This is a genomic window from Nonomuraea sp. 10N515B, assembly GCF_052245915.1.
Lineage (GTDB): Bacteria > Actinomycetota > Actinomycetes > Streptosporangiales > Streptosporangiaceae > Nonomuraea.
Genome location: NZ_JBQQBQ010000003.1, coordinates 215,153 through 235,138 on the forward strand (window position 1 = coordinate 215,153; position 19,986 = coordinate 235,138).

19 protein-coding genes and 1 tRNA gene are annotated in these 19,986 nt (G+C 69.2%); 12 read left to right on the plus strand and 8 right to left on the minus strand.

The features are described from left to right. Window positions 1-2: 2 nt before the first annotated feature. The gene (locus ACTWQA_RS05525; RefSeq protein WP_305916549.1) at window positions 3-713 is read right to left on the minus strand and encodes a FadR/GntR family transcriptional regulator; all 711 of its coding nucleotides are present in this window, start codon (window positions 711-713) and stop codon (window positions 3-5) included. Between the two features lie 137 nt (window positions 714-850). Here ACTWQA_RS05525 and ACTWQA_RS05530 point away from each other — a divergent pair, with 137 nt between their 5' ends. The 5 genes from ACTWQA_RS05530 to ACTWQA_RS05550 are packed head-to-tail and all read left to right on the plus strand — an operon-like array spanning window position 851 to window position 7,223. After that, window positions 851-2,455, plus strand: a complete 1,605-nt coding sequence (locus tag ACTWQA_RS05530; protein ID WP_443158200.1) for an ABC transporter substrate-binding protein — start codon at window positions 851-853, stop codon at window positions 2,453-2,455. Beyond that, on the plus strand, window positions 2,452-3,411 hold the full coding sequence (locus tag ACTWQA_RS05535; protein ID WP_327589312.1) for an ABC transporter permease: 960 nt from the start codon (window positions 2,452-2,454) through the stop codon (window positions 3,409-3,411). The genes ACTWQA_RS05530 and ACTWQA_RS05535 overlap by 4 nt, the downstream gene beginning before the upstream one ends. After that, window positions 3,408-5,339, plus strand: a complete 1,932-nt coding sequence (locus ACTWQA_RS05540) for a dipeptide/oligopeptide/nickel ABC transporter permease/ATP-binding protein (protein WP_443158201.1) — start codon at window positions 3,408-3,410, stop codon at window positions 5,337-5,339. The genes ACTWQA_RS05535 and ACTWQA_RS05540 overlap by 4 nt, the downstream gene beginning before the upstream one ends. After that, on the plus strand, window positions 5,332-6,321 hold the full coding sequence (locus tag ACTWQA_RS05545) for an ABC transporter ATP-binding protein (RefSeq protein ID WP_327589310.1): 990 nt from the start codon (window positions 5,332-5,334) through the stop codon (window positions 6,319-6,321). Before ACTWQA_RS05540 ends, ACTWQA_RS05545 begins: the two co-directional genes overlap by 8 nt. After that, a complete protein-coding gene (locus tag ACTWQA_RS05550; protein WP_443158202.1) occupies window positions 6,318-7,223 on the plus strand; it encodes a dihydrodipicolinate synthase family protein in 906 nt (301 codons plus the stop codon). The genes ACTWQA_RS05545 and ACTWQA_RS05550 overlap by 4 nt, the downstream gene beginning before the upstream one ends. A gap of 27 nt (window positions 7,224-7,250) precedes the next feature. On the opposite strand, the gene ACTWQA_RS05555 is transcribed toward ACTWQA_RS05550, so the two are convergent. Together ACTWQA_RS05555 and ACTWQA_RS05560 are read right to left on the minus strand one after the other, a co-directional pair. Beyond that, window positions 7,251-7,526 (minus strand): DUF1876 domain-containing protein, encoded by a 276-nt coding sequence (locus tag ACTWQA_RS05555; RefSeq protein ID WP_305916555.1) that lies wholly within the window; start codon window positions 7,524-7,526, stop codon window positions 7,251-7,253. A gap of 269 nt (window positions 7,527-7,795) precedes the next feature. Continuing rightward, a complete protein-coding gene (locus ACTWQA_RS05560) occupies window positions 7,796-8,854 on the minus strand; it encodes a hypothetical protein (protein WP_443158203.1) in 1,059 nt (352 codons plus the stop codon). A 611-nt stretch (window positions 8,855-9,465) separates the two neighbouring features. On the opposite strand from ACTWQA_RS05560, the gene ACTWQA_RS05565 reads away from it, so the two are divergent. From ACTWQA_RS05565 to ACTWQA_RS05575, 3 genes are all read left to right on the plus strand, one after another. Next, window positions 9,466-9,759 (plus strand): hypothetical protein, encoded by a 294-nt coding sequence (locus ACTWQA_RS05565; RefSeq protein ID WP_443158204.1) that lies wholly within the window; start codon window positions 9,466-9,468, stop codon window positions 9,757-9,759. Then, window positions 9,759-10,019: a nucleotidyl transferase AbiEii/AbiGii toxin family protein gene (locus tag ACTWQA_RS05570; RefSeq protein WP_443158205.1), complete on the plus strand. Its 261-nt coding sequence runs from the start codon at window positions 9,759-9,761 to the stop codon at window positions 10,017-10,019. Before ACTWQA_RS05565 ends, ACTWQA_RS05570 begins: the two co-directional genes overlap by 1 nt. A gap of 182 nt (window positions 10,020-10,201) precedes the next feature. After that, window positions 10,202-13,258, plus strand: coding sequence for an AAA domain-containing protein (locus tag ACTWQA_RS05575; protein ID WP_443158206.1), 3,057 nt, complete (start codon window positions 10,202-10,204; stop codon window positions 13,256-13,258). 161 nt (window positions 13,259-13,419) lie between these two features. Here the strand turns inward: ACTWQA_RS05575 and ACTWQA_RS05580 are convergent. The 3 genes from ACTWQA_RS05580 to ACTWQA_RS05590 form a co-directional block, all read right to left on the minus strand. Then, window positions 13,420-13,493 (minus strand) — tRNA-Lys (locus tag ACTWQA_RS05580). Between the two features lie 42 nt (window positions 13,494-13,535). Then, a complete protein-coding gene (locus ACTWQA_RS05585; protein WP_443158207.1) occupies window positions 13,536-14,462 on the minus strand; it encodes a nucleoside hydrolase in 927 nt (308 codons plus the stop codon). Between the two features lie 240 nt (window positions 14,463-14,702). After that, window positions 14,703-15,119, minus strand: coding sequence for an OsmC family protein (locus tag ACTWQA_RS05590; RefSeq protein ID WP_305916558.1), 417 nt, complete (start codon window positions 15,117-15,119; stop codon window positions 14,703-14,705). Window positions 15,120-15,171: 52 nt separating this feature from the next. Here ACTWQA_RS05590 and ACTWQA_RS05595 point away from each other — a divergent pair, with 52 nt between their 5' ends. Then, on the plus strand, window positions 15,172-15,873 hold the full coding sequence (locus tag ACTWQA_RS05595) for a hypothetical protein (RefSeq protein WP_443158208.1): 702 nt from the start codon (window positions 15,172-15,174) through the stop codon (window positions 15,871-15,873). 50 nt (window positions 15,874-15,923) lie between these two features. Continuing rightward, on the plus strand, window positions 15,924-16,700 hold the full coding sequence (locus tag ACTWQA_RS05600) for an FAD:protein FMN transferase (protein ID WP_443158209.1): 777 nt from the start codon (window positions 15,924-15,926) through the stop codon (window positions 16,698-16,700). On the opposite strand, the gene ACTWQA_RS05605 is transcribed toward ACTWQA_RS05600, so the two are convergent. Then, window positions 16,697-16,966: a hypothetical protein gene (locus ACTWQA_RS05605; RefSeq protein WP_138664138.1), complete on the minus strand. Its 270-nt coding sequence runs from the start codon at window positions 16,964-16,966 to the stop codon at window positions 16,697-16,699. The genes ACTWQA_RS05600 and ACTWQA_RS05605 overlap by 4 nt on opposite strands. 134 nt (window positions 16,967-17,100) lie before the next feature. Here ACTWQA_RS05605 and ACTWQA_RS05610 point away from each other — a divergent pair, with 134 nt between their 5' ends. Next, window positions 17,101-17,481, plus strand: a complete 381-nt coding sequence (locus tag ACTWQA_RS05610) for a phage holin family protein (RefSeq protein WP_443158210.1) — start codon at window positions 17,101-17,103, stop codon at window positions 17,479-17,481. 7 nt (window positions 17,482-17,488) lie between these two features. Continuing rightward, the gene (locus tag ACTWQA_RS05615) at window positions 17,489-18,847 is read left to right on the plus strand and encodes an aromatic amino acid ammonia-lyase (RefSeq protein WP_443158211.1); all 1,359 of its coding nucleotides are present in this window, start codon (window positions 17,489-17,491) and stop codon (window positions 18,845-18,847) included. Between the two features lie 139 nt (window positions 18,848-18,986). Here ACTWQA_RS05615 and ACTWQA_RS05620 read toward each other — a convergent pair whose 3' ends face one another. Further along, window positions 18,987-19,976: a LacI family DNA-binding transcriptional regulator gene (locus ACTWQA_RS05620; RefSeq protein ID WP_443158212.1), complete on the minus strand. Its 990-nt coding sequence runs from the start codon at window positions 19,974-19,976 to the stop codon at window positions 18,987-18,989. Window positions 19,977-19,986 lie beyond the last annotated feature (10 nt).

The window sequence follows — 19,986 nt, forward strand, 5'->3', positions numbered from 1 at the left end:
CTTCAGCCCCTGAGCCGGGCCAGCCGGTTGCGTACGCCGTCGAAGTGGGCGGTCACGGCCGCGGCCGCGGCCGGCCCGTCGCCCGCCAGCACGGCCGTGTAGATGTCGCGATGCCGCTTGGCCACGTCCCCCGGCGGCTCGTCGGGCGTGCCGAGGTGGTCACGCAGCTGGTAGTAGACATCCCAGAACGCGCCCAGGAGCTGGCTCACGAGCGGGTTTCCGAGCGGCCGGTAGAGCAGGTCGTGGAAGAGACGGTCGGTTTCCGGCGAGACCAGGCCCTGCTCGGCCTCGGCGTCCATCCGGGCGATGACGTCGGCCACCGGCGTCAGGTCGGCCTCGGCGCCCAGGTCGATGAGGCGCTGGACGAGACCGCGCTCCAGGAGCTCGCGGATCTCGACGAGGTGCGCGAGGTGATTCTTGCCGTTCTGCAGCGTGATGCGGCTGTGGAAGGCCAGCTCGTCCACCAGCCCGGCCAGCGACATGCGGCCCACGAACATGCCGAAGCCGTGGCGGATCTCGACGATGCCGACCGCCTGCAGCGCCTTGAGCGCCTCCCTGATCGAGTTGCGGCTCACCTGGAGTTGCTCCATGAGCTCGGACTCGGTCGGCAAGGGATCCCCTGCCACCAGACCGCGCCGGACGATCAGGTCCTTGACGCCCTCCTGGGCCTCGACGGCACGGCTGGGCCGTGTCGGACGCGGAACTGCGGCCATGAAGGATCCTTTCGTCGTAGGTAACAATCCTGAAATCTTCTGTTGACCTCAAGCGCGTGCAGCATTTAGCGTCCACGTTACGCACAAGATAGGACATGGGATGTCCCACGTTCTACGTTAGGCACCAGGAGGCATCCGTGAGCTCTGAGTTCAGCCGCCGTGACTTCCTGCGTTACAGCGGGGCGACGGGTGCGGCGGCGTTCATCGCGGCAACCCTCTCCGCCTGTTCCGGAGGTCCGGCCTCGACCGGCTCGGTAGGCGCCGGATCCAACAAAGACCTGATCACCGCCGTCATCGGGTACGGCAACGACCAGAGCTGGGACCCCACGCAGACGGCGTCGGCGTTCGCGATGGCCGGGATCAGCCATGTTTACGAGGGATTACTCGACACCGACCCGATCACCCGCGAGCCCTACCCGGCGCTGGCCACCGCGGTGCCGTCCGACCTCAACGCCACCACCTGGACGTTCACCCTGCGGGACGGCGCCAAGTGGCACGACGGCCAGCCGGTCACGGCCGACGACGTGGTCTTCACCTTCGAGCGGATCCTGGGCCCCGACAATGTCCTGACCGGCAACTTCTTCAAGTCCTGGCTCCAGGAGGTGAAGAAGGTCGACGACAAGAACGTCGAGCTTGTCTTCAAGTTCCCCTTCCCCGACGCCGCGCCCAGGCTGACCATCGCCAAGATCATGCCCAAGCACGTCTTCAGTCAGGCGGGCGCGTGGGACAAGGCGAAGAGCGGCATGACGATGGGCTCGGGACCGTACAAGCAGACCTCCCACAACCCCAAGTCCAACACCTCGTTCGAGGCGTTCGACGGCTACAACGGCCCACGCCCGGCCACGGTCAAGAAGATGAACTGGCTGACGATCGTGGACGCCGCGGCCCGCGTCGCCAAGATCTCCGGCGGCTCGGCCGAGGCCCAGATCGCCGACAACATCCCGTACGCCAACGTCGAGCAGCTCAAGCAGCAAGGCCTGACGGTCGAGGGCGGCAAGGGCATGAACCACATCTTCCTGATGTTCAACACGGGCACCAAGCCGTTCGACGACGTACGCGTCCGCCAGGCGCTGCACTACGCCATCGACAAGCAGAAGATGATCGACGTGGCGCTCAAGGGCCACGGCACGGCCTCCAGCTCCTTCCTCAACGAGGGGCACCCGGACCACAAGCGGGCCTCGGTCGTCTACGACTACGACCCGGAGAAGGCGAAGGCGCTGCTCAAGGAGGCAGGGGTCGACAACCTGACGATCAACCTCATGGCCGTCAACGTGAGCTGGATCGCCGACTGCCTGCCGACCATCGCCGCCTCCTGGGAGGCCATCGGCATCAAGACCACGCTGGAGCCGCAGGACACGGCCGCGTTGTTCACCAAGATGGACCAGTTCCAGGACTACCAGGTGGTCGCGGCGGCCTCGAACCCCAACCAGTTCGGCATGGACGCCGACCTGATCCTGCACTACAACTACGTGCCCGGCGGCCTGTGGATGAAGTACGCGAAGTGGGACGGCAGCGACGACGCCAAGAAGCTCTTCGCGATGATGGACGAGGCCAGCAAGGAAACGGACAAGGCCAAGAGGACCGAGCTCATCCACAAATATCTGGACTTCGTGGCTGAGCAGGCCATCCTCTACCCAGTCGTGCACAACGAGCTGATGACCGCCTGGGACCCGAAGAAGTTGTCCGGCATCCGCGCCCAGCCCTACCCCGGCATCAACCTCCTGCAGGCCAAGAGGACATGACGCTCGTCGCCCGGATGCTGCTGCGGCGGCTCCTCATCCTGATCCCCGTGCTGCTCGGGGTGATCGCGTTCGTGTTCATCGTGATGCGTTTCTCCAACAGCAAGCCGGAGTACGCCTACTTCCAGGGCGCGAACCCGACCCCCGAGCAGATCCACCAGTTCCAGCTGGAGAACGGCCTGCTCGACCCGCTACCGATCCGCTACGTGCGCTTCGTCGCCGACCTGGCGACGGGCGACATGGGCACCAGCGTGCTCACCAAGAAGCCGGTGCTGGAGTCCGTGACGACCGCGCTGCCGCTGACGTTGCAGCTCACCTTCCTCGGACTGGCCGTGGCGGTGGTGTTGTCGCTGGTGTTCGGCGTGACCGCGGCGTTGTTCCGTGACCGCTGGCCCGACCAGGTGATCCGGGTGGTCTCCCTGGTCGGGGTGGCGGCGCCGCCGTTCTGGCTGGCGCTGCTGATGATCCAGTACCTGGCCGTCGGCGAGGGCCTGTTCCCGACCGGCGGCTACATCAACCCGGCCGACTCGACCATCGGCTGGCTGCAGTCCATGACGCTGCCCGCGCTGTCGTTGTCGTTGCCGATCGCTGCCCAGCTCACCCGCATCATCCGCACGTCGATGGTGGAGGAGCTGGACCGGGACTACGTCCGGACCGCCGTCGGCAGCGGCCTGCCGCCGATCGTCGTGATCGGGCGCAACGTGCTGCGCAACGCCCTCATCACCCCGCTGACCGTGCTCGGCCTGCGCATCGGCTACCTGATCGGCGGCACCGTGGTCATCGAGACGATCTACGGCCTGCCCGGCATGGGCCAGCTCATGATCAACGCGGTACGCGACGGCGACCCGGCCGTCGTCCAGGGCGTGGTGCTGACCATCGCGGTCGGCTTCATGGTCGTCAACCTGGTCGTCGACGTTCTGTATCTACTGGTCAACCCCCGACTCAGGAGCGCCGCATGAGACGTGGATTGACGGAGCGCCTCGCCCGGCCCGGGATGCGGTTCCGCCGGCTGAAGCCCTTGTCCTGGGTCGCGGTCGGCATCATGGCCGTCGTCGTGCTGGCCGCGCTGCTCGCGCCCTGGATCGCGCCGCACTCGCCGTACTTCCAGGAAGCCGCCGGCGGCGGCCCCTCCGCCGAGCACTGGATGGGCCTCGACAGCGCCAACCGCGACATCCTGTCCAGACTCCTGTACGGGGCCCGCTGGTCACTGCTCATCGGCCTCGGCGCGACCGGGCTCGCCCTGGCGGCCGGGGCGATCGTCGGCTCGGTCGCGGCCACCTCGCGCCGCGCGGTCGACGAGACCATCATGCGCCTGCTCGACGTGATCATGGCCTTCCCCGGCATCGCGCTGGCCGCGGTGCTCGTGGCCGTGTTCGGCGGCAGCATCCCGGTGCTGGTCATGGCCATGGCGTTCCTCTACATGCCGTCGGTGGCCCGGGTGGTGCGGGCCAATGTGCTGGCCCAGTACGGCGAGGACTACGTGGCGGCCGAGCGCATCATCGGCGCCCGTACCCCGCACATCATCATCAGGCACGTCGCGATCAACTGCGCGGCGCCGGTGCTGGTGTTCTGCACGGTGATGGTGGCCGACGCGATCGTGTTCGAGGCGTCGCTGTCGTTCATCGGCGCCGGCGTACGCCCGCCGAACCCGTCCTGGGGCAGCGTCATCGCCGACGGCAAGAACCTCGTCCTGCTCGGCGGCTGGTGGGCCACGGTCTTCCCCGGCCTCCTGATCCTCATCACCGTGCTGGCGCTGAACATCCTGTCCGAGGGCATCTCCGACGCCTGGGCGGCGCCCGCCGCCACCAAGGCCGTCGTCCGCAAGGATGACGCCTTCGAGCAGGCCCGCCCCGGCTCCGGCGAGATCGTCGAGCTGCCCGGCCTGGCCGAGGCCGCCCAGCGGCTGGCCGAACGCGCCCGCCCGCTCCCGCAGGGCCCGCCGATCCTCGCCGTGGAGCGGTTGCGCATCGGGTTCGGCGACGGGGTGGACATTGTCGACGGCATCGGCTTCGAGGTGCGTCCCGGCGAGGTGCTCGGCTTGGTGGGCGAGTCCGGCTGTGGCAAGTCGCTGACCGCGCTCACCATCATGGGCCTGCAGCCGCGCGACGCCCGCGTCAGCGGGCACGTGCGCTTCGACCAGAAGGAGCTGCTCGCGCTGCCGCGCCGGGCCCGGCGCAGGCTGCTCGGCCACGAGATGGCGATGATCTACCAGGATGCGCTGTCCTCGCTGAACCCGGCCATGACCATCAAGGCCCAGCTCAAGCAGGTCACCCGGCGCGGCGGCCGGCGCAGCCCCGCCGAGCTGCTGGAGCTTGTCGGCCTCGACGCCCGCCGCACGCTGTCGTCCTACCCGCACGAGTTGTCGGGCGGGCAGCGCCAGCGGGTGCTCATCGCCATGGCGCTGTCGCGCGACCCGAAGCTGATCGTCGCCGACGAGCCCACCACCGCCCTCGACGTGACCGTCCAGGCCCAGGTCATCGAGCTGCTGCTGCGACTGCGGGAGGAGCTCGGGTTCGCCCTCATCCTCGTCTCGCACGACCTCGCACTGGTCGCCGACGTCACCGACCGCGTGGTGGTCATGTACGGCGGCCAGATCGTCGAGGCCGGCGCCACCGCCACGCTGGTCGGCGCGCCCGCCCACCACTACGCCCGTGGCCTGCTCGGCTCGGTGCTGTCGCTGGAGTCGGGGGCCGAGCGGCTCACGCAGATCCGCGGCGTGGTGCCGTCCCCGGCCGACTTCCCGGCCGGTTGCCGCTTCGCCGACCGGTGCCCGATGGTCACGGACGTGTGCCGTACCGAGACTCCGGTGCTGGAAGGAGACGCCACGCACGTGGCGGCCTGCCACCATCCGGCCGTGGCCCTCGTGAGGAGTGAGCAGAGTGCTTGAGCTGACGGACGTGCACGTCGTGCACAAGGCCCGCTCGGGCGGGGTGTTCTCACGCGACCGCGTCTACGCGCTGACCGCCGCGAACCTCACGGTCAACCCGGGCGAGACCGTCGGCGTCGTCGGTGAGTCGGGGTGCGGCAAATCCACGCTGGCCAAGGTGCTGGTGGGGCTGCAGCGGCCGACCGCGGGCACCGTCGTCTTCCGCGGCCAGGATCTGTGGGCTTTGAAGGAGCCCGAGCGGCGGGCGCTGATCGGCTCCAGTGTCGGGATGGTCTTCCAGGACCCGTCCACCGCGCTCAACCGGCGCCTGCCGGTCAGGCAGGTGCTGCGCGACCCGCTCAACGTGCACGGGCGCGGCACCCCTGCCGAGCGCGACGCCCGCGTCCGCGAGCTGCTCGAACTCGTCGGCCTGCCCAGGAGCGCCGCCGACGCGCTGCCGGGGCAGCTGTCCGGCGGGCAGCGCCAGCGGGTGGCCGTGGCCAGGGCGCTCGCGCTCGAACCCGACCTGCTCATCGCCGACGAGCCCACCAGCGCGCTCGACGTGTCGGTCCGTGCGCAGATCCTCAACCTGCTGTTGGATCTGAAGGAGCGGCTCGGGCTGGCGCTGGTGTTCGTCTCGCACGACATCCAGACCGTGCGCAGGATGAGCGACCGCGTGGTCACCATGTATCTGGGCAGGATCGTCGAGCAGGCACCGGCGCAGGCCGTCCCGCTGGGGGCGCGGCATCCGTACACACGGGCGCTGTTCTCCGCGACGCCCGGGCTGATCTCGCCCATCAACCCGATCCCGCTGGTGGGCACCGTGCCGTCGGCGACGCGGCCGCCGAGCGGGTGCCCGTTCCGCACGCGGTGCTGGCGGGCGGACGACCTGTGCGCGGTGGAGATGCCCGCCGCGGTGACCGACGACGACCACCTCTTCCACTGTCACCATCCGGTGGCGGCGGGAGCGACCGATGTAGAGCTGATCCAGGAGCGCGTATGAGTTTGACCGGCGTCATCCCCCCGGTATGCACCCCCATGACCCCTGACTACTCGGTGGACGCCGCGTCACTCACGCGGCTGGTCGACCACCTTCTGGCGGGCGGGGTGGACGCGCTGTTCGTGCTCGGCTCGTCGTCGGAGGTGGCCTACCTGACGGACGCGCAGCGGCGGGTGGTGCTGGACACCGTGGTCGGGCACGTGGCGGGGCAGGTGCCGGTGCTGGCCGGGGTGATCGACATGACAACGCCGCGGGTGCTCGACCACGCGCGGGTCGCGATCGAGGCCGGGGCGTCCGGGCTGGTGGCCACCGCGCCGTTCTACACGCGCACCCACCCGGAGGAGATCCGCACCCACTTCCGTACGATCGCCGCCCGCAGCGGCCTGCCCGTCTACGCCTACGACCTGCCGGTCTCCGTGCACACCAAACTCAGCACCGAGCTGCTGCTGGAGCTGGCCGCCGAGGGGGTGCTGGCCGGGGTCAAGGACTCCAGCGGCGACGACGGCGGCCTGCGACAGGTCATCATGGGGCGGGAAGCGCCGTTCAGCGTGCTGACCGGGTCGGAAGTGACCGTCGATTCGGCACTGTGGATGGGAGCCGACGGCGTCGTGCCCGGGCTCGGGAACGTGGACCCGCACGGCTACGTCGAGCTCTACCGGCACGCCTCGGGCGGCGACTGGCAGGCGGCCAGGGCGGAGCAGGAGCGCCTGGTCAGGCTGTTCGAGATCGTCCGGGTCGGCGGCACGCGCATGGGCGGCAGCTCGTCGGGGCTCGGGGCGTTCAAGGCCGCATTGCACCTGCGCGGTGTCATCGACTGCCCGATCACCGCGCTCCCGCAGATCCCGCTCAACGACGACGAGATCGGTCAGATCGGCAAGCTCCTGGCCGGGGCCGGGCTGCTCTAGCGCAGGCGGCCCGGCCAGGCCTACAGATCAGGTCGCGCCGGCCCGTCCAGCCGTGCCGGCCATCTGGGCGACGTCCTTCGCGCCGTCCTCGATCAGCTTCGAGGCGAGCTCCGACAGTGCCCGCCCGGCGGCCAGCTCGTCCCCGATCCCGGGCACTGGCCGGTCGACCGGGTTGCGGCGGGCGTGCGCCACGCTCTCGTGCCGCTTGCCGTCCGGCGTGAACAACACCGCCGTGGCCGTGGTCAGAGCGTCGGCGTCATCCTCGCTGATCCAGATCTGTACGTTCCACTGTTTGTAATCCACGACGACCACCTCCTAATTCGACCCTACCCAGAGGCGCCGCATTGACCTGCACCTAGCCGTGGACGACGAGGATTCCCATCCCGCCTTCGGCAGGAACCCGCGGCGAAGACGCCGCAGATCGTGGAATGGGGTGCTTGGCGTTTCACAGACCCGACTACCGTCTGGAGGTCTCCGCGCCCTGAGACGACCGGCCCGGCCGCCTTGCGACTTCATTGTGTACAGGATTGATTATCGTGCGTGTTCAAGATAGCAAAGGCTCCGGCTCCGCGCTAGGCGCTCCGGTCTATCCCACCTCGCGCGACCTTCGCCAGCCATGCCGCCGCCTCCTCCTGCGGCAGGATGCGACGCAGGCGCACGTCCCCGCGCATCATCGGGTACATCCGGCCGGGGCTCCACGTCCGCGCGTACGGCGGCGGGTCGAGGACCACGACGCGTACGCCGTCCAGGCGGGGGATGTCAGCCGGGCGGCCCTCGTTCCAGATCCACTTGCCGTTCGCGTCCACCAGATTGAACTGGCCGCGTACCGGCTCGGCGCCCGGCTCCACCGGCCCGTCCGCGGCGGCCCGCACCCACGCCGGGTCCGGCCGTACCCCTTCGAGGAGCCCGTCGGCGGCCGGGCCGCTCAGCGCGCCGGCCAGCAGCGTGTGCAGCTGGAAGTTGTCGCCGATCCCGCTGATCAGCACCTCGTAGCCGCGCCCGCTCTCTCGGTGCAGCACGATCAGCCGCTCGCCGTCGAGCACCCGCAGCAGCCCGGCGAGGAACTCCAGGTCGGCGCGCTCGTCGAGCACGGATCCCAGAGCCGCGATCAGCCGCTCACGGCCCGGTAGTGCGGCCCTGACCTGCGGCGACAGCTGCAGGATCGACATGACGGGCATGGCCCACAGGTGCGCGAGCGTCCACGCGTCGGTCAGCACGATCGCCTGCTCGCGGGTGAGCGCCGCCCCCGTCAGCCGTTCCGCCGTCGCCGGGATCCAACCGTAGTCGTCGTCGACGGGCTCCGGCGGCTCCTCGCCCGTCGCCGTACGCCACGCCGCGGCGAACGTACCGGCCAGCTCCAGACAGTCGCTCAGCCCGTTGACCAGCGGCTCGGCCGCCGGCGCCGGGTCGGCGCCGCGCTCGGCCAGGGCGCCGCACAACACGCCCAGGCGGGCGCCGATCCCGGACGGGACCCGCTCGAAGAGTCCGCTGAGCCGCGCCAGCACGGCGGACAGCGTCTGCCGGTCGGCGCCTTCGGCCGCGGCGAAGAGCCGCGGCATGACGTCGAAGAAGCGTGCGGAGTCCCGGTCCTCCGCGGCCTGGGCCAGGTCGTCGAGAAGTTGATCGAGCATTTCGGCAGGTTATGACATTCCGGGTTACGCGCGGCGCTGTTTGGGCGTAAAGACGGTTACGGGCAGTGGTCGTTCCGGTTGCAGTTCAGTCGATCGTTTGAACGCCGTCGGCCGGCCGCCGCAACAGGTCCAGATCGGCCCTCGCGCGCCGAGCCTCGCGCGATGCCTTCTCGGCGGCAGCGCGCCGGGCGCGCTCCTCAGCAGATCCGTGGATCCGCTCCGCAGGGATCTGCCACCTGCGCCGCGATCACCGGCTCCAGCACGGTATACCAGCGGTCGGCATCCTGATCGTGACCTTTCGCAGCGCAGCCCTTGAGCGGCTCATCGGCCACTTGATCGCACAGGTCAGGTGGGAGAACCTACGGAAGTGGCCGAGGAACGCTGCTTACACGATCTCATCGTGGGCCAGTGCGCCGGGACCTGCCGAATGCCACCGCAGCCCCGTACGGCGTCCGAGCCCGCGCGGAGCCCGAATACCGTCCTGGCCGGGTGACTGCCTCAGCTCACCCGTGGGGGTGTCAACGCCTCCTGCCAATTGGATCAGGCACACTTGAGCTATGGCTGGTACGCGGAGCACACCCTTCAGTTACGGAGACACCAAACCGTATGCGGTGCCAGACGCGCTGAGCGAACTGCGCGGGCCCGAGCACGGCGTTGTCGTGCTGGACCACCACCTGGCCTGGAGCGGCCGCCGCGAGTTCGACCTCGACGACGAATACGACTGCGCCGCCCTCTACAAGATCGTGCTTGAAGAAGGCGTCGAGGACGACATCTGCCGCTTGCTCAACCGCAACCTGCTCCTGCGCCGATGGGCCGACCTGATCCCGGCCCGGCAGGTCCGCGCTCTCTGGGAGAACCGGTTCCCGGAATTGAGGAATCTCCGGCCCAGCCCGCGCGTGGCCTGATGGACGAGCTACAGGAACGGCTCATCCGGATCGCGCTCGGCACCGTGGCGGACCGGGGATTCGTGCTCGGAGGCGGGTTCGCCGTGCAGCTTCACGGCATGGGCGACCGACCTTCCGAAGACATCGACCTGTTCACCACCCGAAGTGGGACCCCCGGCCAGATCAGCGCGGATCTCGTGGCCACGTTCAAGGCGCATCAACTGACCGTCGAGGTCATCCGTGGGCAGCCCGGCACGGCACCCATAGGAAGGTCTCGGTAGGGGCGGCCGCGCATGGTGGCCGCCCTTACTTGTGTCTTCACCACTCCGGCACGCTGCCCCTTCCACGAGCTTTGTGACGGCCCGAAATCACCTGAACACGTGATCGAGTGCGTGCCGAGCCGGGCGTGGGTAAGGTCCTGATCCGCATTGCCAGGTTGACCTCCTCATCCCCAGGGAGCGCGATGACAGGTCCGCAGCGCAAGCCGTTCCCCGTAGATGAGCTCTTGAGAGCCGTACGCCTGGAGGTCGCCGCGGAACTACGGAGCGACGGTGACGGGGACAAGCTCTCGTTGTCGGCGGGACGCCGAGTCGGGAAGCACGGAGAGCGGCATGAGTACCTGTTTGCCTGTAAGGCATGGAAGGACTGGTTCGCCGGAGAGCGGCAACTGATCCGTCTGTCCAGCTCTCGCGACGCCTGGACACCCGCCGAGGTCCACCGCATGCCCGACGGGAAGGTCAGGGTCCGTACCGTGGCCGACCTCGGTAGCCAACCGGGCAACGCGCAGGTGCGTGAGGACGAGACAACCGGATGGGAAACCGTCATCGAGAGGCTGGAATCGACCGCCGGGAGTAACAGCCCCGTCAGCCTGACCGCCACAGCCTGGCTGACCGGCCAGGCGCGACCACGCATCGACCACTGCGCCACCCCCGAGCGCTTCATCCGGGGCTACCGGGAGCGCACGCTCAACGACCAGCAACGACGAGCGATCGAGCAGGCACTTGGCAGCGAACTGACCTTCATCTGGGGGCCACCGGGCACCGGAAAGACCGACGTGGTCGGGTGCATCGTCGAGGGCTGCTACCGGCAAGGACTCCAGGTGCTGTTCGTGGCCCCGACCAAGGTAGCCGTCGATCAGGCCCTGGAACGGATCTGCATGCTGCTGTCAGACGAGCAAGGCTTCGACACAGGACTCGTGCAACGCGCCGGAGAGATCGAACTGGCCTCACTGGCAGCCGCTTTCGGCGACAAAATCGACCCGACCCAGATCACGCAGCGACTGTCGACCTCCATCACCGTGCAGATCACCGATATCCGTGAGCGGCTGGAGGCGGCACGCCGAGATCTCGCCGTCCATGCCGATGCGGCGGAGGCGGAGACCCGGCTGGTGAATCTCCGCACCCAGTGCGGGGACGCCAATCGCCACCTCGGCTTCCTCCAGCAGCAGATCCAGCTACAGCATGCCGCGATCGGCGAGATAGACCGAGAGATCCACAGCCTCGGCGCACCCTCCGGGCTTTTCGCCAAGAGGAAGCAGGACAAGCTGGACCACCTGGGCCTGATGCGGTGGGAACGCCAGCACGAGCTGACCACCCTCGATCAGCAACTGCCCGCCGCTCATGCCGCCCAGCAACGCTACGCAGCCGAGGCAGCCAGGACCGAAACCGAGGTGCTCGCCCTGCGAGCGCGCCTCCGCACGATCCCGCCCCGCGGCCCGCTCCAAGATGCCGTTGACCAGTTGCAGCAGCACCTCTCGCGGCTCCAGAAGGACCTCCAGAAGATCACCGACGTGGTCCGCGCGAACTGCCGGGTCATGGGCACCACGGTGGCCAAGGCGGTGCAGTCACGCAAGCTCATGGACTCGATCGACGTCGTCATCATCGACGAGGCCGGGATGGTCAACACACCCTCAGCCTGGTGCGCGGCCGGGCTCGCCACCCGCCGGCTCATCCTCGCCGGAGACTTCCGGCAACTGCCCGCAGTGACCAAGGCCTCCGGCGACCGCAAGGCCTCGCCCAGCGACCAGGAGCATGCTCGGCTGTGGATGGACCGCGATCCGTTCAGCTTGGCAGGACTCGTCGACGTCTCCGGTACGGCCCAGCGCGCCGATCCCCGCATGGTGTGCCTGGATACCCAATACCGGATGCGCCCTGCGATCTGCGAGATCGTGAATGCCGTGGCCTACCCGGACTCGCCGCTCCGCACCGGACGAGGAGACCGTGGCAGCCTTCCCCACTCGCCCCTCCTGGACGGGCCGCTGATCCTCATCGACACCGCCGCACGCCGTCTGCCCAACCCCAGGTCCCGCGCCGACGCCCACACCACCAACACCGTACACGAGGCCGTCATCCACGAACTGATCCGCGGTCTGCAGTACGACGAGATCTTCCCCGCCCGTAAATGGACAGATCTGTCGGCCGACGAGCAGCCCACCAGCCGCATGGCGGTGATCGCCCCGTACAAAGCTCAGGTGAAGGCGCTCCGCGACAGCCTGACCTACCGCTTCGGCCAGACCTACCACGGACTCGTCGACACCGTCCACCGCTTCCAAGGCAGCCAGCGCCCACTCGTGATCATCGACACGGTGGCCGGAGCCGGAAACAAGGTCGGCTACTTCTACGAGGGTCTCGGCCTGTCCTCTTCTACCTGCCGCCTGCTCAACGTCGCCCTCAGCCGCGCCCAGGACCACCTCATCCTGGTAGCCGACACCGAGTTCTTGCATGCCAAGCTCAACCCCTCCAGCGAAGCCGCCCGCATGCTCGACCACCTGGAACGACGCGCTCATCGGCTGTCGGTGGACGATCTCGTGCCCTTCCGCAGCGCGGCCGACCTGGCCGGACTACCCGAAGAAGAGCTCGCCCGACCCGCGTTCTTCCCCGCCGACGAAGTCGCACGCGCCGTCGCCTGGGACATCGCCCGCGCCGAGCGCACCATCGAAATCTACTGCGCCTTCCTCGACCCGGCTCCCGTCCGCACCTGGCTGCGCCACCTCGGCCCCCGCGTGCAAGCCGGTGTCCAGGTCACCATCCACACCCGCGACCAGACGCAGGATCAGCGCAGAGACGACCTCGTCAACGAGCTCCGCAGCGCCGGATGCCAGGTGAACCTGCGTGAACGCATGCACGAGAAGGTCCTCATCCTCGATGAAACCGTGCTGTGGCACGGCTCCCTCAACCTCCTGGCCAACATCGGCCCCACCGACCTGATGATGCGGATCACCGACCCGACCTCCTGCCAGCGAGTCCAACACATCGTCGAACGCGCCCGCATGGAACGCCCCGCCCGCCCCTGGCCGCCCCGAACCCCCACCCCACAGACATCCAGTGACGGCCACATCGCACCAGGCGTCGTCGCCGACGGCCGCCTCTACCTCGATACGCCCCGTCACGAGAAGGATGACCTCAAGCAAGTGGCCCGAGCGGCCGGGATGCCCGCTCGGTGGGATCCAGCCCGCCAGTTGTGGCACGTCGACGCCGCCATCCCCCGCCATCTGGTGGAACGTTGGCTCCCACCAACCTAAACGGAGTGTCCAGGGCCTAACGGGGCGTTCCGATCATGGAATTACCAAGATCTCCGCGTTCGAGCCCGTTTCGAGTCCGCAATCGCGATCTTGACCCGATTGGCATAGTCGCCAAACAAAAAATCCCAGGTCGGAACAGATCCAACCTGGGATTTTCGCTGTGCGCCGCCAGGGACTCGAACCCCGGACCCGCTGATTAAGAGTCAGCTGCTCTGACCAACTGAGCTAGCGGCGCGACAGGTGTAACTGTATCAGCCGCCGCTCAGTGCCCAGTACGTCAGCCGAGCCGGGCGGCCAGCCGCTCGTACGCCCCCAACACCAGGTCCCAGAACCTCTTCACGTCCAGCGACGTCGCCACCAGCGCGTTCGCCCGCCGGTCCCCGACCTCGAAGTCCGTCACCGTCATCCCCCGCGTGAAGGACCCGTTCGTCTCCACGTTCACCACGGCCGGGACGCAGGTGAAGAGGGAAGGATCGAGCACGTACGCCACCGCGCACGCGTCGTGGATGGCCGGCCCGCTCTCGGCCGTCACGGGCATGTACGACTGCGCGGCCGGCACCAGCAGCTCGGCCAGCCGCCCGAGCGGCCGCATGCGGTCCAGCACGTCCAAGGTCACGACGGCGGACAGCGTCACGTCGAGGCCCAGCTGCTTGACCGTCCACCCGGCGTCGAAGACGATCGCGGCCGCCTCCGGGTCGGCCAGGATGTTGAACTCGGCGGCGGGGTTGTGATTGCCGCGCGTGTAGGAGCCGCCCATGATGACCAGGTCGCGGGCCCACTCGACAACCCGCGGCTCACGCCGCACGGCGAGGGCGACGTTCGACAGGGGGCCCACCGCCACCAGCGTGATCTCGCCGGGCGCGGCCCGCAGCGTGTCCACGATGAAGTCGACCGCGTGCCCATCGGCCGTGCCGCGCAGCGGCGCCGGCAACACCGCGTCGCCGAGTCCGGTGACGCCGTGGACGGCGGTGGCGCGCACCGTGTGCCGCAGCAGCGCGCCCGCGCTGCCCGGCGTGACCGGCACGTCGCCGAGGTCGAGGAACTCCCTGAGCGCCAGCGCGTTCGCCGTGGTCAGTGGGAGGTCGACGTTGCCGCCCACCGTGGTGACGCCCACCACGTCCAAGTCGTCACGGGATCCGGCGGCCAGGGCCAGGGCGAGGGCGTCGTCGATGCCGGGGTCGCAGTCAATGAGAACTTTCTTCACGGAACCGGAGGATACGCATAGATCGGGCCGGGCAGTTCCCCCAAAGCTGCCCGGCCCGATCGGCGGCGGTCCAGGCCGACGCTTTCCCCCAAAAACGTCGGCGGTCCCGCACTAGCGGCCCGCGGTCCCCCTCCGCGTCCGCTTCGGTGAAGGTCCTCAGTCAGTCGCAGAGCTCCTGACCTGCTACAACGCTACCGAGACGAATGCAACGGTCGCGTCATAACGGGGTCGAATATCTGTTTAATCCGACTCTGTTTCGTCTGGTGGGGACAGCTCCAGCCGAACTTCCGTGCCCTCACCCAGGGACCTGCTCACCGTGCAGTACTTGTCGTGCACCCGCCCCGCCACGGCCCGGAACACCTCATCGGCCTTCTCCGACGGCACCTCCACGTCGTACGTGACCGTCACCGGGCCCAGCTTGTTCGATTCCACCTTTTCTGCCTCGACGGTCATGGCCAGCCGCAGCAGCCGGTGCCCCCGCTGGGCGGTGAGCGGCTCGACGGTCACGATGTTGCAGCCTCCCACCGCCGCCAGCAACAGCTCCACCGGCGAGAACACCCCGTCGTCCTTCCCACCGCCGATCCGCACCTCGGCGCCGCGGCCGTTCACTGCCCGGAACCCGCCATCTTCGGTCCGCTCAACTCGCACATTAGCCATGTTTCAGACCTTACTCAGCAACCTTTCATGTTCCTTCAGCATGGTGGTCACCATGGCAAGCCAGGCGAATGCGCAACACGGCCCGGTCCTGTTCTGGAGCGGGGTCGCCGTAGCCGAGTTCGGTGCGATCCAGCCGGGTTTCGGATACCCGTGGACTCCCACCGCCTACGCCGCCGCGGGGTTGCTCGTGGCGCTCGGCTTCCTCAGTGTCAAGGCCGCCGACTACCTGCGTACCGAGGAAGCCAAGCAGCGTCTGCGACTCGGCGGTTACCTGGCGGGCGCGCTGCTGGTGGCACACCAGTTCGGCTCGACCGCGTACGTGACGAGCCTCAGCCGCGCGGGATCCCTCATCCTGTACACGGCGGCGGCCGTGATGGCGGTCTGGAGCCACCAGGTCCCCCACACGACCAGGGGCTCCCTGCTGATCGCCACCGACCTGGACCCGGCCGCGCTGCGGGCGCGCCTGGCCGGCGCCACGGACACGGTCGCGATCTACCGCACCGAGCACCCCACCGATGAGCTCCGGGACCTGGAGGCCAGGTACGAGCTCATCCTCGTCGTCGGCAAGGAGCACGATCCGCGGGCCAAGGAGCAACTGAGCGCTTCCGGACTGAGTCGTGAGATTCCCGACATCGCCGAGCGGGACGTAGTGGTGGCCGGTCCGCGGCAGTTCAAGCGGTACGTCGGCGGCGCGCTGTCACGCCTTGCAATCCCGAAGTCACAAATTCATCTCAAATCCCGGCAAAGGGTTTAGCCCCACATTACGCGTCGTCTGCAACGGTGGTCTGCGGACAAGGAGGCAAGGTGACGACTTTCCCAGGAAGCGCACGTGTCGAAATGGTCATGGGCATGCCCGTCAGCGTGGACATCCGCACCGCCCTCCCGGCACGGGAGCTGACGCCCCTGCTGGATGACGCCTTCGCCTGGTTGAGGTGGGTGGACGACACCTTCAGCCCGGTCAGGGAGGACAGCCAGATCGGCCGGCTCAACAGAGGCCAGACGATCAAGCAGATCCCGGAGTTCATCGAGGTCCTGCACCGATGCGACGAGCTCAGCGAGGCCACCGACGGCTGGTTCGAGCCCCGCATCAACGGCGTGACCGACCCATCGGGCTACATCAAGGGATGGGCGCTGGAGCGCCTTTCCCGCGCCCTCTGCAACGCGGGCGCGGTCGACCATCGCCTCACGGCGGGCAACGACATCCGGGTGCGCGGCTCGGCCGCCCCCGGCAAGCGCTGGCGCATCGGCGTCCGGGATCCGCGCAAGGACATGGTGCGCAAGGTCGTCTTCGCTCACGACCTGGGCATCGCCACCTCGGGCGGCGCTCCCATCGTCAACCCGCGCACCGGCGAGGTCCAGAAGGGGTTCGGCTTCGTCACCGTGATCGGCCCCGACCTGGGCGTGGCCGACGCGTACGCCACCGCGATCTACGCCATGGGCCCCCTCCTGGCCCGCCGCTACGCGGTCCGCCTCGCCGAGTCCGGCCCGTACCAGACCCTGATCGCAGGCCGCGACGGCCAGGAGTTCAGCACGCCGGGCTTCGCGGCGTACAGCGGCGCGGAGGCCCGCATGGCGGGCTAGGCGTCGGGATGCTTACGCAGATATTCGATATAAACCGGGCGCAGCGCCTCCCCCAGCTCGCCCTCCCCCGCCGCGATGGCGTCGCTGAGCAACGCGGACACCTTGGTGAGGTCGGCGTCGGTCTCGTGACCGGTGGCGGCCTCAGCGGCGGGGATCACCTTCAGCAGGTCCCACAAGAACCCCAGGTCACCGTGGCGTACGGCATACCGCACCGCACGATCGTGCAATTCGTTCGCCGGCAACGACTCGAGCCCGTTCGCGTCCATCTCGCTCCCTCCCCTGCACGCCTCTTCCCCGAGTTCGGGCAGCGATAACCGGTGACTACCAACGGTGACGACCGGGCATCGTTCTGACTGCGCCTCTACCGCGGCGCCGATCGCAAGTGGGAGGATCAACCAGCGTGAGATTCATCATCAGAACCCTCGCGGCGGCAGCGGCGCTGTGGGTGGCCGTGCAGTTCATCGACGGCATCGACGTCAACGCTCCCACCAACTCGGCCACATACTGGGGTGTCCTGCTCCTCGTGGCACTGATCTTCGGCATCGTGAACGCGATCGTCAAACCCATCGTCAAGGCGCTGGGCTGCGCGATCATCGTCTTGACACTGGGCCTGTTCCTGCTGGTGATCAACGCGGCCATGCTGCTGCTGACCAGCTGGATCGCGGGCCAGTTCGACATCCCCTTCCAGGTCGACAACTTCTACCCGGCCGCGTTCTGGGGCGCGATCATCGTCAGCGTGGTGAGCTGGCTGCTGGGGCTGTTCATCCCCGACAACGACTGACCTTCCGATGGTGCTGCTCGACGGCGCCGGACTGACCTGCGCGCAGGTCCACGAGGCCGCGTACGGCCGGGCCCGGGTCGCGATCGCCTCCCTCGATCGGGCCCGCGCCGCGTGGGTCACCGCTCAGGAGCTGACCGGCCCGGTCTACGGCCGCAGCACCGGCGTGGGCGCCGGCAAGGACGTCCCCATCGAGGCCCCCGGCCTGCACGTGCTGCGCAGCCATGCGTGCGGCGCCGGGGCGCCGGTCGAGCCCGCCCGCGCCCGGGCGATGCTCGTCGTCCGGCTCAACCAGTTGCTCGCCGGCGGCTCCGGCATCGACCCGGCGGTGCTCCCGGTGCTGGCCGACGCGGTCAACCACGGATTCACGCCGCCGATCCGCACGTACGGCGCCATCGGCACCGGCGACCTCACGGCCCTGGCCACCACGGCGTTGTGCCTGCTCGGCGAACTCCCCTGGCACCACGAGCCCGCGCAGGAACGCCGCGACGGGACACCACCACCTCCCCGCTATCCCCTCACCTCGGGCGACGCGCTGCCGTTCATCAGCTCAGGGGCGGCCACCCTGGCCGACGCCGCCATCGCCTGCCATCGCCTGCGTCTCCTGCTCGGGGCCGCCGTAGACGTCGCCGCCCTGTCGTTCACCGCGGTCGCGGCCTCGGCCGAGCCGCTGGCCGCCGCCGTACAGGAGGCCCGACCGCATCGTGGCCAGGCCGCCGTCGCCGCGCGCCTGCGCGGGCTGCTCGCCAGGGAGCAGGCCGCCCGCATCCAGGACCCGTACGGCTTCCGCGCTTTCGCCCAGGTGCACGGCGCCGCCGTGGACGCCCTCGACCGGGCCGCCGCCACCGTCGAGATCGACCTCAACGCCGCGGCCGAGAACCCGCTCATGGCCGGCTCCCTGGCCTGGCACAACGGCAACTTCCACTCCTCTCCCGTCGCCCTGGCGCTGGACGCGCTGCGTGCCGCGCTGGTGCAGACGGCCCAGCTCAGCACGGCCCGCCTGGCCGCCCTCATGGACCCGGTCTACACCGGCCGCCACCCCTTCCTCGCCGACCGTCCCGGGGCCTCCGGCGTCCTGATCCTCGAGTACGTGGCCCAGGACGCCCTGACCGAGCTACGCCACCTGGCGAACCCGGTGACGACCGGCACCGCGGTGATCTCCCTGGGGGTCGAGGATCACGCCGGCTTCGCCACCCAGGCCGCACGGCACGCCCTGCGCTGCCTGGAGCCGTTGGAGCTCGTGCTGGCCTGCGAGCGCGCCGCCGCCACCCGGGCGCTCAACACCCCTCCCCCGGACCGGCCGCTCACCGACGACCTGGAGGAGGCACGCCGCGCCCTGACCACCTCCACCGCCCACCACACGCATTGACCGCCGCGAGCGCCACACGCCCGGCGCCATCCACGCCCGTGGACCCACGCTCCGCCCGGCGAACGCCACCGCCCACCGTCAGACCGTGCCCACCGTCAGACCGTGCCGGCCATACATGCGGCAGCCTGGGGGGCGGGGGTCAGGAGAGCTGAGCGACCGAGCCGCGTTCCCTCAGGGTGGGGGCCTGGACGATGCGGCGCCGGCGGGTGGCGCCGTCGGCCGCCGCCGAGATGAGCCGCACGGCCGCCCGCACGATCCCGTCGATGTCCCAGTCCACCGTCGTCAGCCCCGGCGTAAGCAGCCCCGACATCGGGTGGGCGTCGTAGCCCATGACCGACACGTCGCCGGGAACCGACAGCCCCAGCTCCTGCGCCGCCGCGTAGACCCCGTACGCGATGGAGTCGGCGAAGCAGAACACCGCGCTCGGCTTGTCGTCGGCGAGGATGTCGCGGGCCACCGCGGTGGCCCCGGCCAGGCCGTGCGGGGCGGTGGTGAGCTCGATGTCCAGCCCCAGGCGCTCGGCCTCGGCCGTGACGTGCACGTCGGCGGGACGGTCGGGCGTGCTGGCCCTGGTCGGGGTGAGCACGGCGATGCTGCGGTGCCCCAGGGCGCGCAGGTGCTCCAGCGCCAGCGTCACCCCCTTCCGGTTGTCGAAGATCACCTCCCCGGCCGTGCCGGCGAGCGAGTCGCCGATCGCCACGACCGGCAGCGACTCGCACAACTCCTTCCAGAACGCGGCGGAAGGATCGAGCGGCTGGACGATCATGCCGTCCACCCGCTGGTCGCGGAGCTGCTGGGCCAGTGCCCGCTCTCTGGCGGGGTCGCCGACGGCGTCGAGGATCAGGGCGTAGCGGTCCTTCTCGCGCAGCCCCCTGCTGATGCCGACCGCCAGCGACTGCTGCCACAGGTCCTCGAGCGAGCCGCAGAGCAGCCCGATCATGCCCGTGCGTCCGCTGGCCAGGGCCCTGGCGATGGGGTCGGCCTCGTAGCCGAGTTCGGCGGCCGCGGCGCGCACCCGCTCCATCGTCTCCTCGGACACTTGCAGGCCGCGTAGTGCGTAGGAGACAGCCGCCGGTGACAGGCCAGTGGCCTGAGCCACCTCACGGATCGTGGCTCTCTTGCGAGGCATTCAGCCAGCC

Excerpts from the sequence above, each read along its gene's own strand:
- ACTWQA_RS05525 (WP_305916549.1), bottom strand. The coding sequence starts at position 713 with ATGGCCGCAGTTCCGCGTCCGACACGGCCCAGCCGTGCCGTCGAGGCC.
- ACTWQA_RS05535 (WP_327589312.1), top strand. The coding sequence starts at position 2,452 with ATGACGCTCGTCGCCCGGATGCTGCTGCGGCGGCTCCTCATCCTGATC.
- ACTWQA_RS05540 (WP_443158201.1), top strand. The coding sequence starts at position 3,408 with ATGAGACGTGGATTGACGGAGCGCCTCGCCCGGCCCGGGATGCGGTTC.
- ACTWQA_RS05550 (WP_443158202.1), top strand. The coding sequence starts at position 6,318 with ATGAGTTTGACCGGCGTCATCCCCCCGGTATGCACCCCCATGACCCCT.
- ACTWQA_RS05560 (WP_443158203.1), bottom strand. The coding sequence starts at position 8,854 with ATGCTCGATCAACTTCTCGACGACCTGGCCCAGGCCGCGGAGGACCGG.
- ACTWQA_RS05570 (WP_443158205.1), top strand. The coding sequence starts at position 9,759 with ATGGACGAGCTACAGGAACGGCTCATCCGGATCGCGCTCGGCACCGTG.
- ACTWQA_RS05575 (WP_443158206.1), top strand. The coding sequence starts at position 10,202 with ATGACAGGTCCGCAGCGCAAGCCGTTCCCCGTAGATGAGCTCTTGAGA.
- ACTWQA_RS05590 (WP_305916558.1), bottom strand. The coding sequence starts at position 15,119 with ATGGCTAATGTGCGAGTTGAGCGGACCGAAGATGGCGGGTTCCGGGCA.
- ACTWQA_RS05595 (WP_443158208.1), top strand. The coding sequence starts at position 15,172 with ATGGCAAGCCAGGCGAATGCGCAACACGGCCCGGTCCTGTTCTGGAGC.
- ACTWQA_RS05605 (WP_138664138.1), bottom strand. The coding sequence starts at position 16,966 with ATGGACGCGAACGGGCTCGAGTCGTTGCCGGCGAACGAATTGCACGAT.
- ACTWQA_RS05615 (WP_443158211.1), top strand. The coding sequence starts at position 17,489 with ATGGTGCTGCTCGACGGCGCCGGACTGACCTGCGCGCAGGTCCACGAG.
- ACTWQA_RS05620 (WP_443158212.1), bottom strand. The coding sequence starts at position 19,976 with ATGCCTCGCAAGAGAGCCACGATCCGTGAGGTGGCTCAGGCCACTGGC.